This is a genomic window from Rhodococcus sp. OK611 (assembly GCF_003050885.1).
Lineage (GTDB): Bacteria > Actinomycetota > Actinomycetes > Mycobacteriales > Mycobacteriaceae > Rhodococcus_G > Rhodococcus_G oryzae.
In genome coordinates this window covers 134,331-149,451 of the sequence record NZ_QAOZ01000009.1, presented here as the reverse complement: position 1 = coordinate 149,451, position 15,121 = coordinate 134,331, and the positions used below count along the sequence as shown (strand labels likewise).

13 protein-coding genes and 1 riboswitch are annotated in these 15,121 nt (G+C 70.0%); of the genes, 7 read left to right on the top strand and 6 right to left on the bottom strand.

What is annotated here, in order from left to right; all coding sequences use genetic code 11:
- Positions 1–87: 87 nt before the first annotated feature.
- From C8K38_RS13185 to C8K38_RS13170, 4 genes are all read right to left on the bottom strand, one after another.
- A complete protein-coding gene (locus C8K38_RS13185) occupies positions 88–1,677 on the bottom strand; it encodes a GMC oxidoreductase (RefSeq protein WP_179800556.1) in 1,590 nt (529 codons plus the stop codon).
- 247 nt (positions 1,678–1,924) lie between these two features.
- A complete protein-coding gene (purD, locus tag C8K38_RS13180) occupies positions 1,925–3,178 on the bottom strand; it encodes a phosphoribosylamine--glycine ligase (protein WP_097211913.1) in 1,254 nt (417 codons plus the stop codon).
- A 10-nt stretch (positions 3,179–3,188) separates the two neighbouring features.
- A complete protein-coding gene (locus tag C8K38_RS13175; RefSeq protein WP_097211912.1) occupies positions 3,189–5,294 on the bottom strand; it encodes a glycosyltransferase family 39 protein in 2,106 nt (701 codons plus the stop codon).
- Entirely contained in the window at positions 5,291–6,526 is a 1,236-nt protein-coding gene (locus C8K38_RS13170; protein WP_097211911.1) for a bifunctional glycosyltransferase family 2/GtrA family protein, read from the bottom strand. The genes C8K38_RS13175 and C8K38_RS13170 overlap by 4 nt, the downstream gene beginning before the upstream one ends.
- A gap of 176 nt (positions 6,527–6,702) precedes the next feature.
- Between C8K38_RS13170 and C8K38_RS13165 the strand changes: the two genes are divergently transcribed.
- Genes C8K38_RS13165 through C8K38_RS13155 form a run of 3 tightly spaced genes read left to right on the top strand, consistent with a single transcriptional unit; the run spans position 6,703 to position 8,639 of the window.
- The gene (locus C8K38_RS13165) at positions 6,703–7,539 is read left to right on the top strand and encodes an alpha/beta fold hydrolase (RefSeq protein WP_097211910.1); all 837 of its coding nucleotides are present in this window, start codon (positions 6,703–6,705) and stop codon (positions 7,537–7,539) included.
- 43 nt (positions 7,540–7,582) lie between these two features.
- The gene (locus C8K38_RS13160; RefSeq protein WP_097211909.1) at positions 7,583–8,206 is read left to right on the top strand and encodes a dihydrofolate reductase family protein; all 624 of its coding nucleotides are present in this window, start codon (positions 7,583–7,585) and stop codon (positions 8,204–8,206) included.
- Positions 8,207–8,213: 7 nt separating this feature from the next.
- Positions 8,214–8,639 (top strand): HIT family protein, encoded by a 426-nt coding sequence (locus C8K38_RS13155; protein WP_097211908.1) that lies wholly within the window; start codon positions 8,214–8,216, stop codon positions 8,637–8,639.
- A 111-nt stretch (positions 8,640–8,750) separates the two neighbouring features.
- Here the strand turns inward: C8K38_RS13155 and C8K38_RS13150 are convergent, their stop codons facing one another.
- Together C8K38_RS13150 and C8K38_RS13145 are read right to left on the bottom strand one after the other, a co-directional pair.
- Positions 8,751–10,160 (bottom strand): sensor histidine kinase, encoded by a 1,410-nt coding sequence (locus tag C8K38_RS13150; protein ID WP_097211907.1) that lies wholly within the window; start codon positions 10,158–10,160, stop codon positions 8,751–8,753.
- Positions 10,160–10,870 (bottom strand): response regulator transcription factor, encoded by a 711-nt coding sequence (locus C8K38_RS13145; RefSeq protein WP_179800555.1) that lies wholly within the window; start codon positions 10,868–10,870, stop codon positions 10,160–10,162. The genes C8K38_RS13150 and C8K38_RS13145 overlap by 1 nt, the downstream gene beginning before the upstream one ends.
- A gap of 481 nt (positions 10,871–11,351) precedes the next feature.
- Between C8K38_RS13145 and C8K38_RS13140 the strand changes: the two genes are divergently transcribed.
- From C8K38_RS13140 to C8K38_RS13125, 4 genes are all read left to right on the top strand, one after another.
- Complete coding sequence (locus C8K38_RS13140) at positions 11,352–12,758, top strand: cytochrome P450 (protein WP_257017489.1); 1,407 nt, start codon at positions 11,352–11,354, stop codon at positions 12,756–12,758.
- A 34-nt stretch (positions 12,759–12,792) separates the two neighbouring features.
- Entirely contained in the window at positions 12,793–13,770 is a 978-nt protein-coding gene (locus C8K38_RS13135; RefSeq protein WP_257017485.1) for a GAF domain-containing protein, read from the top strand.
- A gap of 65 nt (positions 13,771–13,835) precedes the next feature.
- A riboswitch (guanidine-III (ykkC-III) riboswitch) is annotated at positions 13,836–13,898 on the top strand.
- Positions 13,899–13,912: 14 nt separating this feature from the next.
- The gene (locus C8K38_RS13130; protein WP_097211904.1) at positions 13,913–14,227 is read left to right on the top strand and encodes a DMT family transporter; all 315 of its coding nucleotides are present in this window, start codon (positions 13,913–13,915) and stop codon (positions 14,225–14,227) included.
- Between the two features lie 58 nt (positions 14,228–14,285).
- Complete coding sequence (locus C8K38_RS13125; RefSeq protein WP_097211903.1) at positions 14,286–15,098, top strand: ABC transporter; 813 nt, start codon at positions 14,286–14,288, stop codon at positions 15,096–15,098.
- Positions 15,099–15,121 lie beyond the last annotated feature (23 nt).

The window sequence follows — 15,121 nt, the reverse complement described above, 5'->3', positions numbered from 1 at the left end:
TCATGCACCGGGGGCGCCCCATGTGGGCCCAGGCCCACACCGCGGCGCCCCCGGCAATTGCGGGAACACGATCACCAACGGGTGGAACTAATGCAGATCGTTCGCGACGATCGTGGCCATGTTCCGTTCGGCGAGGGCGGTGATGGTGACGAACGGATTGACACCGACATTGCCCGGCACCAGCGACCCGTCCATCACGTACAGGCCCGGGTACTCCGGGAGCCGCCCGAAGTTGTCGGTCGCCTGGTTCAGGATGCAACCACCGAGGGGGTGGTAGGTCAGTCCGTCGCCCCACGTCTTGTACACACCGAACAGGTCGGTGCGGTAGATCGTGCCCTCCTTGGAGTTGATCTTGTCGAACACCCGCTTGGCCATGTCGATGCCGGGCTGGTTCTGCGAGGCCTGCCAGGACAGCCCCACCTTGCCGGTCGACGAGTTGTACTGGAACTGGGCACGTTCCGGGTTCTTGGTGATCGCCAGGTAGAGGCTGACCCACAGCTCGGTGCCCGCCGGGAACGGCGCGATCTCCGCAAAGACCGGACCGGCCGGGTCGGCCCAGTTGTCGATGCCCATCGTCGGGATCGACGACTGCTTGGCGCCGGTCGGGTCCCAGCCCTGGTTGGCGCGGCCGACCATGACGTTGCCGTTGTTGCCCCAGCCCTGACCGACCGCACCGGGAAGGTTCGGCAGGTGACCCTGCGCCTTCATCGCGACGAGCAGCTTGCTGGTACCGACGCTGCCTGCGGCGAAGAAGACCTTGTCCGCGGTGACCGTCTTGGTCGCGACGGTATTGCCCTGCTCGTCGATCTGCTTCATCTCGACCGAGTACCCGCCGCCACTGGCGGCCGGCGCCACCTTGGTCACCTCGTGCAGCGTGGTGATGGTGAGCTTGCCGGTGGCCGATGCCTGCGCCAGATAGGTCTTGTCCAGCGACTTCTTCCCGGCGTTGTTGCCGTAGATGACCTCGCCTGCCAGCGCGGACTTGGCGACCTGACCGGCGTCCTCCTTCTTCATGTAGTCGAAGTCGTAGACGTTGGGCACGAAGGTCGTCTGGAATCCGGAGCGCTGCGCGGTCTTCCTGCCGACCCGGGCGAACTGGTAGTAGTCGGTGGACTCGAACCAGGCCTGGTCGATGTTGTTCACCCCGAGACCGGCATTCGCCCTCGGGAAGAAGGTCCCGTACATCTCGTTGGAGTCGACCGAGGGCAGGATCTCCTCGAAGTAGCCCCGCTTGGGCGTCACGGCCATGCCGCCGTTGGCCAGCGAACCGCCGCCGACCCCTCGACCCTGGTAGACGTTGATCCCGCCCATGTTCTCGCAGTCGAGCACGCCGACGTACTTCTCGATATCCTTGTCCACCGAGCCGCCCGAGAAGTGCGAAACCGGCTGCGCCGTACGCGTCCTCAACCAGTAGGCCCGCTTGTCCGGCGTGAGCATCGGGGAGAAGATCTTGCCGTCGGAGCCGGGCGTCGTCCACGCCCGGCCCATCTCGATGATGTGGGTGTCGATTCCCGCCTGTGTCAGCCTCAGCGCCGCCACCGCGCCGCCGTACCCGCTGCCGATGATCAGGGCGGGCACCCGGTCGCCGGTGTTGAGGGCGCGCCGCGGCGATGCCGCCGCCGAGGCCCACGAGGAGGAGAGCGCCGCGGCCCCCACCGCGAAACCCGTTGCCGCCATGAACTTCCTGCGGGAAAGCTGGGGATTGAAAGTGGTCGCTGCCGTGCCTCGCGACGCCTGGTACTCGCTCAACGGAACCTCTCTGTCAGGGCCAATAAAACTGGAACCTGTTATACGAGAGAAGTCGCACGTTACCGTTCGGTAATCCTGACGCCGCTCACAGTCCGGAATGGATCGCGGAAACGACAGTGCGAGAACACAATCGCCAGTACTGTTTTACGCATCGACGACCTGGACCAGCGACCAACTAGATGGTGATGCGGCCCTCGACGGCGGCGAGCCCGATGTCGCGGCGGAAGTGCCCGCCTGCCAGCCGGACCTCGGCGAGCTTGGCGTAGGCGTCCTCGCGCGCACTGGTCAGGTCGGCGCCGACCCCGACGACGCTGAGCACCCGGCCGCCGGAGGACACCACGGCGCCGTCCTCGCGCAGGCCGGTGCCCGCGTGCAGCACATCCTTCGCATCGGCACCGCTGATCACGTCGCCCGTGCGGGGGCGTCCGGGGTAGTTCTCGGCGGCCAGCACCACGGTCACCGCGGCACCGTCGCGCCAGCGCAGCGGGGCCACCTCGGCGAGGGTTCCGGTCGCGGTGGCGTTCAGCAGCTCACCGAGCGGGGACTCCAGCAGCGCCAGCACCGCCTGGGTCTCCGGGTCGCCGAAGCGGCAGTTGAACTCGACCACGGCGGGGCCGTCCTTGCCGATCGCCAGTCCGGCGTACAGCAGACCCGAGAAGCCGCTGCCGCGCTTGACCAGCTCCGCGGCCACCGGGACGACGACCTCGTCGACGATCTGGGTCACCGTCTCCTCGGGCAGCCACGGCAACGGGGTGTAGGCGCCCATGCCGCCGGTGTTCGGCCCGGTGTCGCCGTCGCCGACCCGCTTGTGGTCCTGCGCGGGCAGCAGCGGCACCACGGTCTCGCCGTCGACCAGGCAGAACAGCGACACCTCCGGCCCGTCGAGGTAGGACTCCAACAGGACCGGGTGCCCGGTCTCGAGCAGCTCGGCGGCGTGATCGCGGGCGGCACTGCGGTCGGTGGTGACGACGACGCCCTTGCCTGCGGCCAGCCCGTCGTCCTTGACCACCCAGTGCGGGCCGAAGCGATCAAGGGCCTCGTCCAGGTTGGCGGGGCTGTCGACGATCTCGCTGTGCGCGGTCCGCACGCCCGCCGCCGCCATCACGTCCTTCGCGAATGCCTTGGAACCCTCGATCCGCGCGGCATCGGCCGACGGCCCGAAGCACGCGATCCCGGCCGCGCGGACGGCGTCGGCGACGCCGACCACCAGCGGCACCTCGGGGCCGATCACGACCAGGTCCGCGGCGACCTTCTGCGCCAGTGCCACCACGGCCTCCCCGGACGCGACGTCCACGGGGTGCTGCTCGGCGATCTTGGCGATCCCGGCGTTGCCGGGTGCGGCGAACAGGGCCGTCACACCCGGGTCGCGCCCGAGGGCGAGAAGAAGGGCATGTTCACGGGCTCCGGAGCCGATAACGAGTACGCGCACGGACCTCAGACTACGGCCCGGCCTGTACCCGAGGCGCGGTCAGGTCGTAGATAGTTGCGCCATCGACCGTGGTGGCGGCGAAGGTCTGTGCGACCCATTCGGATATCTGTGCACCGCTGCCGCCGGAGTCGCCGGGGCCCATGCCGCCACCCCCGATGAAGTAGTGGATCCTCCCCTCGGCCACGTACCGCTGGAACTGCGCCAGGGTCGGCGACGGATCGCTGCCGTTGAACCCGCCGATCGGCATCACCGGATCCCCGGTGGCCAGCTGGTACCCGGAGGCGCTGTTGGAGCCGACGGTGGCGGCCACCCAGGTGTACCGGTCTGCGTCTTGTTCGAGCAGTTCTGTCATGTCAGCGCTGGGCTCGCTGCCGTTCAGCAACCCGCCGCCGGGGCCGCCCCCACTCATCTGTTCTGGCCCGCCCGGCCGCTTTCCCGCGCGTCCTCCCGGCGGGTTCCCGGCAGGTCCGCCCGGCGCAGGCCCGGTCCCCGGGGTCCCGGGGGCGGCGCCCGTCTGCGGCGGACCCACCATCACCTTGCCGTCCTGGACGATCATCCACCCCGCCCCGGCGTATTCGCCGAGGTCGAACGGCAGTCCCCGGGCGCTCGGCCCGGCGGTGGGCAGCGCGCCGCCGTGCGGGGTCCCGATGGTGTCTGCCGCGTACGCGGCCGGGCCCGCCAGCCCGGTGAGCACCGCCGCCACCGCGGCCGCCGCTGCCACCCGCCCGCTCAGGCGCGGCCACAGCAGGGCCACCGCCGCGAGGGCGCCGACCACCAGCACCGTCCAGCGCAGCCACGGCAGGAAGGACGAGCTTCGACCGAGCAACTCCCATGCCCACGCGGCGCTCGCGGCCAGGGTGCCCGCCAGCACGACGCGGACCCACCAGTCGGCCCGCCTGCGCCAGGCCAGCACCGCGCCCGCGCCGACCAGAGCGCCGACCTGCGGGGCCATCGCGACCGTGTAGTACGAGTGGAAGATCCCGGCCATGAAGCTGAACACCAGCCCCGTGACGACCAGCCAGGACCCGAACAGCACGAAAGCCGCCCGCCGGGGATCGACGCGGGCACTCCTGCCACACAACACGATTCCGAGCATGCCGAGGATGAGCGCGGCGGGTATCAGCCACGCGATCTGACCGCCCTGCTGAAAGTCGAACATCCGGGTGATGCCGGTACTCCCCCACATCCCGCCAGGACCACCGCCCGGCAGTTCGACGAACGGCGGCATCCCGGCGGCCTCCGTGCCCGGCCCCATCTCCGGCCTGACGCTGCCGGGTTCGTTGCCGTTGAGTCGGCCGAGCCCGTTGTAGCCAAGGGTGAGTTCGAGGATCGAATTGTCCTGCGAGCCGCCGATCCACGGCCGGGAGTCGGCGGGCCACAGCTCCACGGTCAGCAGCCACCACCCGGCTGCGGCGACCATCGCGGCCAGCGCGGCGAACAGCTGCAGCACCCGCCTGCCCAGCTTCGGCGGCCCGAACAGCAGGTAGGTCAACGCCAGCGGCGGCACCACCAGCATCACCTGCAGCTGCTTGGTCAGGAAGCCCAGCCCGACGAACGCGCCCGCCAGCACCAGCCACCGGGTCCGGCCGTCGGACACGCCGCGCAGCAGCGCCCAGGCGGAGGCCACCATGAGCAGCACCAGCAACGCGTCCGGGTTGTTGAACCGGAACATCAGCACCGCGACCGGCGTGAGCGCCAGCACGAGCCCGGCGAGCAACCCGGCCGCGGCGCCGAAGTACCGCCGCACCGTCGCCCACAGCAGGGCGACGGTGGCGACCCCCATCAGCGCCTGCGGCACCAGGATGCTCCACGAGCTGAGGCCGAACACGCGCACCGACAGCGCCATCACCCACAACGAGGCGGGCGGCTTGTCGACGGTGATCGAGTTCGCGGCGTCCGACGAGCCGAAGAAGAAGGCCTTCCAGGACACCGAACCCGCCTGTACCGCGGCGGAGTAGAACGAGTTGGCCCAGCCGGAGGCGCCGAGTCCCCAGAGGTAGGCGACCGCCGTCCCGATCAGCAGCGCCGCCAGCAGCCACGGCTCCGGCAGGCGGCGCGGCGGCGCGGGATCGGGGTGCGCCGTCACGATCTGCGGTGCAGCGGTGGTGGTGGTCACGGAGTGACTCCTTCGTGGTGATTGCGGAACACCCAGCGCAGCGCGACGAACCGGGTGACGGTGGCGACGAGGTTCGCGGCGACGAGCACCGCGAGTTCGAGATGCTTGGAGGCGTCTGGCAGCCAGCGGTGCAGGGCGAACAGGGATCCGCTGGTGAGCAGCAGTCCGAACGCGAACACCGCGAGGCCCTGGGCCTGGTGTTTGGCGGCGTCCGACCGGCCGCGCACCCCGAAGGTGAACGCCCGGTTGGCGGCGGTGTTGAGCACCGCGGTGACGAGCAGCGCGACGAGATTCGCCGCCTGGGCGCCGATCACGGGATGCAGTGCCAGGTAGAGCAGCGCGTAGGCGAGGGTCGAGGCGACCCCGACGACCGCGAACCGGGCCAGTTGCCCGACCATCCCGCGCGGCACCCCCGGCACCAGCGGCTCCCGGCCGAGCCCCTCCCGGAGCGCGGCGACCGGCAGAGCGCCGGTGGCCAGCGCCCGTCCGACCCGCACCACCCCCCTGAGGTCGGCGAGCGCGGTCGCGACGAGGTCGACGGAACTGTCGGGGTCGTCGACCCAGTCCACCGGCACCTCGTGGATCCGCAGACCCACCCGCTCGGCCAGCACCAGCAGTTCGGTGTCGAAGAACCAGCCGGTGTCCTGCACCAGCGGCAGCAGCCGTCGCGCCACGTCCGTCCGGATCGCCTTGAAACCGCACTGGGCGTCGGTGAACCTCGCCCGCAGGGCTCCGCGCAGGATGAGGTTGTAGCAGCGGGAGATCACCTCGCGTTTGGGCCCGCGCACCACCCGCGACGAGCGCGAGAGCCTCGATCCGATCGCGAGGTCCGAGTGCCCGGACAGCAGCGGCGCCACCAGCGGCAGCAGCGCGTTGAGGTCGGTGGACAGGTCCACGTCCATGTACGCGACGACCTGCGCGTCCGATCCGCCCCACACCGCGCTCAGTGCCCGGCCGCGGCCCTTCTCGTCGAGGTGGACCACGCGGACCCCGTCGAACTCGGCGGCGAGCCGCGCCGCGACCGAGAGGGTCGAGTCGGTGCTCGCGTTGTCCGCGACGGTGATTCGGCTCGGGTACGGAACCGACGCGTCGAGATGCTGACGCAGCCGCCGCACGCAGCGCTCGAGGTCGCGTTCCTCGTTGTACACCGGGATGACCACGTCGAGCGCCACGGTCTGGGCGTCCGGTGGCGGTTCCGGTGCCGTCTCGCCCCGGACCAGTGATTTCGTCATGCGGCCCACCCTCGCGGCCGAACCTGTGGTGTCCCTGGACCGAGGCTGGCAACTTCCTGCGGACATGATGTGACTTATGTCACACATCGGTGGCGATGAGTACCGGAGCCGACCGCCGTCTCTATTGCTGAACCCACCGAACGGTGACAAGAGACTTCGACGAAAGGACTCAGATCATGGAATCCATCACCACGCCAGCCGGAATCACGCTCGCCTTCGACCGCTACGTCGGTGGCGATGCCGGAACAGTCATTCTCGTCGGTGGTGCATTCAGCTACCGCGCATTCCCGAAAATGGTGGAGCTGGCCCAGAAGCTGGCCGATGAATACCGTCTCACCGTCATCAATTACGACCGTCGCGGCCGGGGCGACAGCAGCGATTCGCCGGGCGTGTACGACGTCGAGAACGAGATCGACGATATCGCCGCCCTGGTGGAGGCGACGGGTGGATCCGCCGCACTGTTCGGCTGGTCCTCCGGCGCGGGACTCGCGCTGCTGGCAGCCGCCTCGGGCCGGGTGCCCGGCATCACCAAGGTCATCGCCTTCGAACCGCCGTTCGTCGTGAACCACGAGGACTTCGTTCCCGCCGCGGATCTTGATGTGACGCTGCACAAGCTGATCGCCGAGGACCGCCGCGCCGACGTCGTGAAGTTCTACATGACCCACGCCATGGGCATGCCCCGCCCCTTCGTCGCCGTCATGCGGTTCACACCGTTCTGGAAGAGCCTGAAGGCGACCGCCCCTGCGACCGCACATGATTGGGCCGTCATGGGCGACTACATGCGCGGCGAACCGCTGCGCGCGGCGGATTGGTCCGACATCACCGTGCCGACCCTGGTCATCTCCGGCGGAAAGAGCGGCGATCTGCTGCGCACCGCCGCTCGCGCGATCACCGCAGCCCTGCCCAACGCCCAGCACGTGGAACTGGCCAAGCTGAGTCACAACCCGAACATCGCGCTCCTCACCCCGCCCGCAGGCGAATTCCTCACCGGTACAGCAAAATACGCCGTCTGATCCGCTCGCAGCCGCGCCCGACCACACCGCCAGGAGCACTCCCATGCGCAGAATCACCGCAGGCCTGTTCATTTCGCTCGACGGCGTCGTCGGCGAACCTCAGGACTGGCACTTCCCCTACTTCAACGACGAGATGGGCGCGGCCGTCGGCTCGCAGCTCGCGTCAGCCGACACCCTGCTCCTCGGCCGCGAGACCTACGACAGTTTCGCCGGAGCCTGGCCGGGGCGGGAAGCCACGGGCGGCGAGGACGCCGGCATGGCCAAGGCCCTCGGCGATGCCCGCAAGATCGTCGTCTCCCGCCGGGATCTCGAATTCACCTGGCGCAACTCCGAACAGCTGGCGGGCGAGCTGGTCGACGCCGTCACCGAGCTCAAGCAGCAGCCGGGCGCGACGGATATCGCCATGAGCGGTTCCCCGTCGATCGTCCAGCAGTTGCTGGCAGCGGGGCTGATCGACGAACTGCATCTGCTCGTGCACCCCATCGCCCTGCGCAGCGGCAAGCGGCTGTTCGAGGAGGGCGCGCCGATCCCACTGCGCCTGATCTCCGCCCAGACGTTCACCACCGGGGTGCTGCACCTGATCTACACCTCCGCCGAAGCCGCTGGCTCCGCCGGCTACGACGACGCCAAAGTGCATCTCGCCGACGTATCGGGTCACCCGGCATAATCGCGGCATGGCATCCGTCTTCAGCATGATCATCGCCGGCGACCTCCCGGGCCGGTTCGTCTGGGAGGACGACGAGGTCGTCGCCTTCCTCACCATCAACCCGATCACCCAGGGCCACACGCTGGTGGTCCCGCGCGCCGAGATCGACCAGTGGCAGGACCTCGACGGCGAGGTGCTCGCCAAGTGCACGAAGGTCGCGCAGATCATCGGGCAAGCGGTGCGCAAGGGCTTCGACTCCCCGCGCGCCGGACTGCTGATCGCCGGGCTGGAGGTGCCGCACCTGCACCTGCACGTGTTCCCGGCATTCAGCCTCGGCGACTTCAACATCTCGGGCGCCGACCCGAACCCCTCGCCGGAGTCCCTGGACGAGGCGCAGGCCACCATCAAGGCGACGCTGCGCGAGCTCGGCCACGGGGCGAACGTCCCGGCCTGACACCGCCGCTGGTTCCGCCGAGTGTGCACCTGCTGTCGCAAACGTCGAGTGGGTGCGCACACAGGTGCACACTCGGCGGGGGCGCACGCTGCCGACGTCGGCCGAGGGGGGCTAGTCGGGCCGCTCGATCCGCGGCAGCAGCACCCGGAACACCGCGCCGCCGCCCTCCGGCGACTCCACCGCGACCGTGCCGCCGTGCGCGGCGACCAGCGCCGACACGATGGACAGGCCCAGCCCGCTGCCGCCGGACTCCCTGGTGCGAGAGCTGTCCGCGCGGTAGAACCGCTCGAAGACCCGCTCCCGCGTCTCCGCGTCCAGTCCAGGCCCCGTGTCGGCGACCTCCAGCACGGCATCCGGCCCCTCGGTCCCGACCCGGACGGTGACCGCGGCGTCGGCCGGGGTGTGGCTGAGCGCGTTGCCCACCAGGTTGCCGAGCACCTGGCGAAGCCGCGCCTCGTCGCCGAGCACCTCGGCCTGCCCGGGGCCGCCGAGCACCTCGAGCCCGATCTCGCGTTGTGGGGCAACTGCTCTGGCATCGTGGACCGCGTCGGAGGCGACGGTGAGCAGATCCACCGGCGCGCGTTCGAGCGGGCGCTGCGCGTCGAGCCGGGCCAGCATCAGCAGGTCCTCGACCAGCAGGCCCATCCGGGCGGCCTCGCCCTCGATCCGCGACATCAGCAGCCCGGTGTCGGTCATCGCGCCCTGCCGGTACAGCTCGGCGAACCCGCGGATGGTGGTCAGCGGGGTTCGCAGCTCGTGGCTGGCGTCGGCGACGAAGCGTCGCATCTTCTGCTCGGACCGGCGGGCCGATTCCTCGGAGGCCTCTGTGGCCGCGAACGCGGTCTGGATCTGGGCGAGCATCCCGTTGAGCGCCGCCGACAACCTGCCGACCTCGGTCCTGCCGCCGTACTCGGGCACCCGGCTGTGCAGGTCCCCGGCCGCGATGGCCGCGGCCGTGTGCTCCACCTCGACCAGCGGGCGCAGGCTGCGCCAAACGACGAAGTACCCGAGCACGGCCAGGATCAGCAGAACCACGGCCCCGATCACGAGCTGGAGGATCACCAGCCGTTGCACGGTGGCGTCGACGTCGGACAGGCTCACCGCGACCGTCACCGTGCCCATCGGCGAGGTGTTGGCCAGCACCCGCCACCGCTCCCCTGGGTCACCGACCGAGCCCACCGTGACCGGCTCCGAACCGAGATCCTGCGGCAGATCCGGCTGGCTGGCGTCGTCGTTGATGACGAACTGGGGCTGTCCGCCGGGGGCCTGCACGAGGACGAAGAACTGGGTCGGCGGCCGGTCGGGCCCGGGCGCGGGCAGCGCGAACGGAGGCGGCGGCAACGGCAGCGCCTGGGGCTTCGCCCAGCCGTGCGCCGCGTCGCGCAGCACCTCGTCGGTGCGGGCGACCAACGAGTTCTCCAGCGACGAGGTGACCGCAACCCCTGACACGAGCAACCCCAGGCCCGCGAGCAGCACGAGCGCCGCCACCAGCGACAACCGCAGCGGGACCTGGCGCGCCATCACGGCTCCCTGGGCTCGCGCATCACGTAGCCGACCCCGCGCAGGGTGTGGATCAGCCGCCGGTCCCCGGTGTCGACCTTGCGCCGCAGGTACGACACGTACGACTCGACCACCCCGACCTCGCCGCCGAAGTCGTAGTGCCACACGTGATCGAGGATCCGCGGCTTGCTCAGCACCACGCCTGCGTTGACCATGAAGTACCGCAGCAGCGTGAACTCCGTCGGCGACAACGACACCGGCTCGCCTGCCTTCCACGCCTCATGGGTGTCGTCGTCGAGCTCGAGGTCCGCGAACCGGATACGTGCGGACTCGGCGGACTGCGCGCCGCCCGCCGCCCGTCGCAGGATCACCCGCAGCCGGGCCACCACCTCCTCGAGGCTGAACGGTTTGGTGACGTAGTCATCGGCGCCGAGGGTGAGCCCGGCGACCTTGTCCTCCACCGCGTCCCGCGCGGTGAGGAACAGCACCGGCGCGTCGACGCCGTCGGCCCGCAGCCTGCGCAGCAGGCCGAAGCCGTCCATGCCGGGCATCATCACGTCCAGGATCACCGCGTCCGGCCGGAAGCCGCGCGCCCGGTCGAGGGCCTCCGGCCCGGTGGCGGCGGTCTCGACCTCGAAGCCCTGGAACCGCAGGCTCACCGACAGCAGTTCGACGATGGTCGGCTCGTCGTCGACGACCAACACCCTGGCCTCGGTTCTGGTGGCGCTCACTCCCCCATCTTGTTCGTGATCGCTGCCAGGAGGCTGGACATCGGCTGTGAACTTCCTGTGAGTCGGCTCGAGGACCCGTGCGCTAGAGTTTCCCTTGCGCTCCCTCGGGAGTTCCCCGGTTCCTGTCGACGTCGGAACCGGATGCAGCACTCACGGTGTGGCTTGCCTGATTCTCTCAGGGCCACGCCGACCTCGACGGTCACAGCACCGGACGCGCGCCGTCCGGCGTCCCTTTCGTGCCGTCCTCCGACTCGATCCGGAAATCGGGTGCTCACGCATTCTCGAGGGGTCCGGATCGCGAGGCGCCCGCCGGGCGGTCCCACCTGGGATTCGCCCGGCGGACGACCCACCGACGAGCACCTGCCGACACCGCGGATCCCCGCACCCGGCGATGCGGCAGACTCTGGGTGTGACCGCCGACAAGTGCCCGCACACCATCGCCGGGCCGACCCCTGCGACCGATCCGGCGCCGGCCGCGCCGGTGGGGCCGGCAGCCGTCATCCCGAGGCCCCGCCACCGGCTACCTGTGCTGGGCGATCTGCTGAGCGTCGACCCGGCCAAGCCGGTGCAGAAGGAAATGCGGATGGCCGCCGAACTGGGCCCGATCTTCGAGCGCAAGATCGTCGGCCAGCGCCTCGTCGTCGTCTCGGGCGTCGACCTGGTGTCGGAGGTCAACGACGAATCGACCTGGGCGAAGTCCCTCGGCCAGCCGATCCGCAAACTCCGCAGCATTGCGGAGGACGGGTTGTTCACGGCGTTCAACAACGAGCCGAACTGGGCCAAGGCACACAACATCCTGGCCCCCGGCTTCAGCCAGGCCGCGCTGCGCGGCTATCACGGTTCGATGCTCCGGGCCCTCGACGGCCTCCGGTCGGCGTGGGACGGTGCCGCGGCCACCGGCGACCCGGTCGACGTCTCCCGGGACATGAACCGGCTCACCCTCGATGTGATCGGACTGGCCGGGTTCGGCTACGACTTCGGCTCGTTCACGAAGTCCGCAGGAGCGGAGCCCGCGGAGCGACCAGTGTCAGAGGACCCGTTCGTGACGGCCATGTCGCGGGCGCTGGCTCACATCAACCGCACCTCGAACGACCTTCCTTTCGTGCGAAAGCTGTTCGGCCGGAAGGCCGCCGAACAGCATAAGGCCGATATCGCTCTGATGCGCTCGGTCGTCGACGACGTGATCGCGGAGCGGAGCCGACACCAGGGTGGTCACGACGACCTCCTCGACCTGATGCTGGGCACCGTCGACCCGGCCAGCGGGGAATCCCTCGACCCGGTGAACATCCGCAACCAGGTACTCACGTTTCTGGTCGCTGGCAACGAGACCACAGCGGGGACACTCGGATTCGCCCTCTACTACCTGGCCAAGCACCCGGAGATCGCGGCCGCAGCCCGCGCGGAGATCGACGCCGTGGCCCCCGGCGACGCCCCGCTCTCCTTCGACCAGATCGGGAAATTGCGGTACCTGCGCCGGGTGGTCGACGAGACCCTGCGCCTGTGGCCCGCCGCGCCTGGCTACTTCCGCAAGGTCCGGACGGACACGATGCTCGGCGGCCGGTACGCGATGCCAATGGGATCCTGGGTGTTCGTGCTGCTACCGCAGCTGCATCGAGACCCGGTGTGGGGAAACGACACCGAGACCTTCGACCCGGACCGTTTCCTGCCGGAACAGGCCCGCAAGCGGCCGCGCGACGCGTACCGGCCGTTCGGGACCGGCCCCCGGTCCTGCATCGGGCGCCAGTTCGCGCTCCACGAGGCCGTGCTGACGCTGGCGGAACTGCTGCGCCGGTACGAGTTCACCGGCGACCCGGCGTACACACTGGACATCCAGGAAGCGGTCACCCTCAAGCCACGCGGCTTCACGCTCCGGATCCGATCGCGATGACCGGGAGCGTCGAGACACCGTGAACGAATGGCACTTGATCGAAACGTTGGCCGAGGACTCGCCCACCGTGGTCAGCACCGGCGGAACGGTGCGCGCGTGGACCTCGGCCGGCCGGCTGTCGCCCGCCCCCGGCGTCCGGGTCGAACCACTGGTCGAGGCCGTGCGGTCCGGCCGCCGCCGCGAGGTCCTCGAGGCGCAGAGCCAGAGGGGCGAACGCAAGCGGTACCGCCTCGAGGCCTTCCCCGTCCTCGGACCGTCCGGCGACACCCACGGCGTCCAACTGTGGATCGGGGAGGCCGACGCCCCGCCCTCGCCGCCGCGGATGGCGTCCGGCATCTCCTGGTTGCTCGAGCGCCTCATGATCGCGCAGACGCTCGAGGCGTCGATGATGTCCGGGGTCAGCCCCGCCGACCACGTCACCGAACGGACGCCTGCCGAGTACTACGCCAAGGCGGTCAAGTTCGACGAGTCGGAATCGCTGTTCGCACTGGCCTTCAATCCGCAGCCGGGCGCCCGATGGGACGCCGACATGAGCGTGCTGCACGCGGACGGCCGGATCATGCGGTGGCACTGCTGGGCCAGGGCCAGGACCGAACCGGGGCAGGCGGGCCTGCGCCTGCTCTGGCACGACGTCACCGACACGGTCGAGCCGCGCAGGCCGACGCTCGCCGAGCTCGGCATGCAGGAGGTGATGCGGGGGGCCGGGATCTACACAGCGCTGTTCGAGACCGAGCTGGGGGTGCTGACCATGTGGCTGGCAGAGCCGGCCCCGTGGGTGCACTGGCGCGGCATCGAGGGCGGCAACCGGGTCATCCACCCGGAGGATCAGGGCGTGCTCGAGCTGGCCCGCGCCCGCTTCGATTCCGGATCCGTCGAGCCCGTCGAGGCGGTGGCACGGCTTCGGGCGGGCGAGGACGAGTGGGCGCTGTCCAGCCTGCGCATCTCGCCGTATCCGGGCGGGCTGGGCAATCGGCTTGCGATCGTTCAGATCTCGCGGGTGCCGCGGAGCTGACGTCCGCCTTTGCGGCGGTGGTGACCGAAGACACCCGCACCCGGGGCATTTCGTTTGCTACGGTAAAGACGTCAACATGACATCCGGACGAGCAGCACCGTACCCGGCCAGCGACAAGACGGTGCCTTGGGAGAATCACACCATGGCATGGATCGTGCTCGTCATTTCTGGAATCTTCGAGGCCATCTGGGCCACCGCTCTCGGTAAGTCCGAGGGTTTCTCGAAGCTCAACCCCTCGATCGTGTTCGGCGTCGCCCTCGTGATCAGCATGGGCGGGCTCGCCTACGCGATGCGCTCTCTCCCCATCGGTACCTCGTATGCGGTGTGGGTCGGCATCGGCGCGTCCCTCACGGTCGCCTACGCGATGATCACCGGCTCCGAATCGTCGTCGATCGTCAAGGTCCTGCTGATCCTCGGCATCGTCGGCTGCGTGATCGGACTCAAGGTCCTGCACTGACAACCCGCCGCACCCGGACCGGGCGTGTTGCCCGTCACCCCAGGGTTACAGTTACTTCATGAACCTGGTGGCGATGGTCACACTCCCGGTGCGGGCCAGTCTCGCGATCACCGACTCGGCGCTGGGGGTGGCCGAAACCGCCCTCGGCGCCGCCCGGGTCATGCTCGCCGCCTCGACCTCCCCCGGGGCGGCGGCGAGCCTCGGCGGGTTCGCCTCGGCCAACCCCTCCGGACCGCTGAAGCTGCTGCAACAGGTCGCCGAGCTCGCCTCGGACCAGCGTCCACTCGGCCAGGCGATGCGCCCCGGCGGGCCACTGGACCGACTCCTCGAACCGGGCGGCGTTGTCGACCGGCTCACCGCACCCGGCGGCACCCTGGAACGGATCATCGAACCGGGCGGGCCGCTCGAGCGTGTGCTCGCCACCGGCGGCCCTGTCGACCGACTGCTCGACGTGGACGGACCGGTGGAGCGGCTGCTCGCCCCCGGCGGGCTGCTCGACCGGCTCACCGCCGAGGACGGACCGCTCGAACGCCTCACCGCCACCGCCGGTCCGCTCGAAACCCTCACCCGCGAGGGCGGACTCATCGAGCGCGCGCTCGAGGAGGACGGCATCCTCGAGACGCTGCTGGCCAAGGACGGCGCGCTCGAACGGATCATCGCGGACGGCGGACCGCTCGACCAGATCGTCAGCCTCTCCGAGACGCTGGCGTCCCTGGCGCCCAACCTCGAGAAGATGGGCGACAGCATCGAACTGCTCCGCGAGACCGTTGGGGTCCTCAGCGCGGCGGTGGGCCCGCTCGGCGACCTCGCCGGCCGGCTGCCCGGCCGCTGGCTCAAGGGCGGCCGGGGCAACGGCACCGAATACAGCTAGACGCCGCGGCAACCGGTTCCGGT

Coding starts and splice junctions, on each gene's coding strand:
- C8K38_RS13185 (WP_179800556.1), bottom strand. CDS start 1,677: ATGGCGGCAACGGGTTTCGCGGTGGGGGCCGCGGCGCTCTCCTCCTCG.
- C8K38_RS13170 (WP_097211911.1), bottom strand. CDS start 6,526: ATGACGAAATCACTGGTCCGGGGCGAGACGGCACCGGAACCGCCACCG.
- C8K38_RS13165 (WP_097211910.1), top strand. CDS start 6,703: ATGGAATCCATCACCACGCCAGCCGGAATCACGCTCGCCTTCGACCGC.
- C8K38_RS13160 (WP_097211909.1), top strand. CDS start 7,583: ATGCGCAGAATCACCGCAGGCCTGTTCATTTCGCTCGACGGCGTCGTC.
- C8K38_RS13155 (WP_097211908.1), top strand. CDS start 8,214: ATGGCATCCGTCTTCAGCATGATCATCGCCGGCGACCTCCCGGGCCGG.
- C8K38_RS13150 (WP_097211907.1), bottom strand. CDS start 10,160: ATGGCGCGCCAGGTCCCGCTGCGGTTGTCGCTGGTGGCGGCGCTCGTG.
- C8K38_RS13130 (WP_097211904.1), top strand. CDS start 13,913: ATGGCATGGATCGTGCTCGTCATTTCTGGAATCTTCGAGGCCATCTGG.
- C8K38_RS13125 (WP_097211903.1), top strand. CDS start 14,286: ATGAACCTGGTGGCGATGGTCACACTCCCGGTGCGGGCCAGTCTCGCG.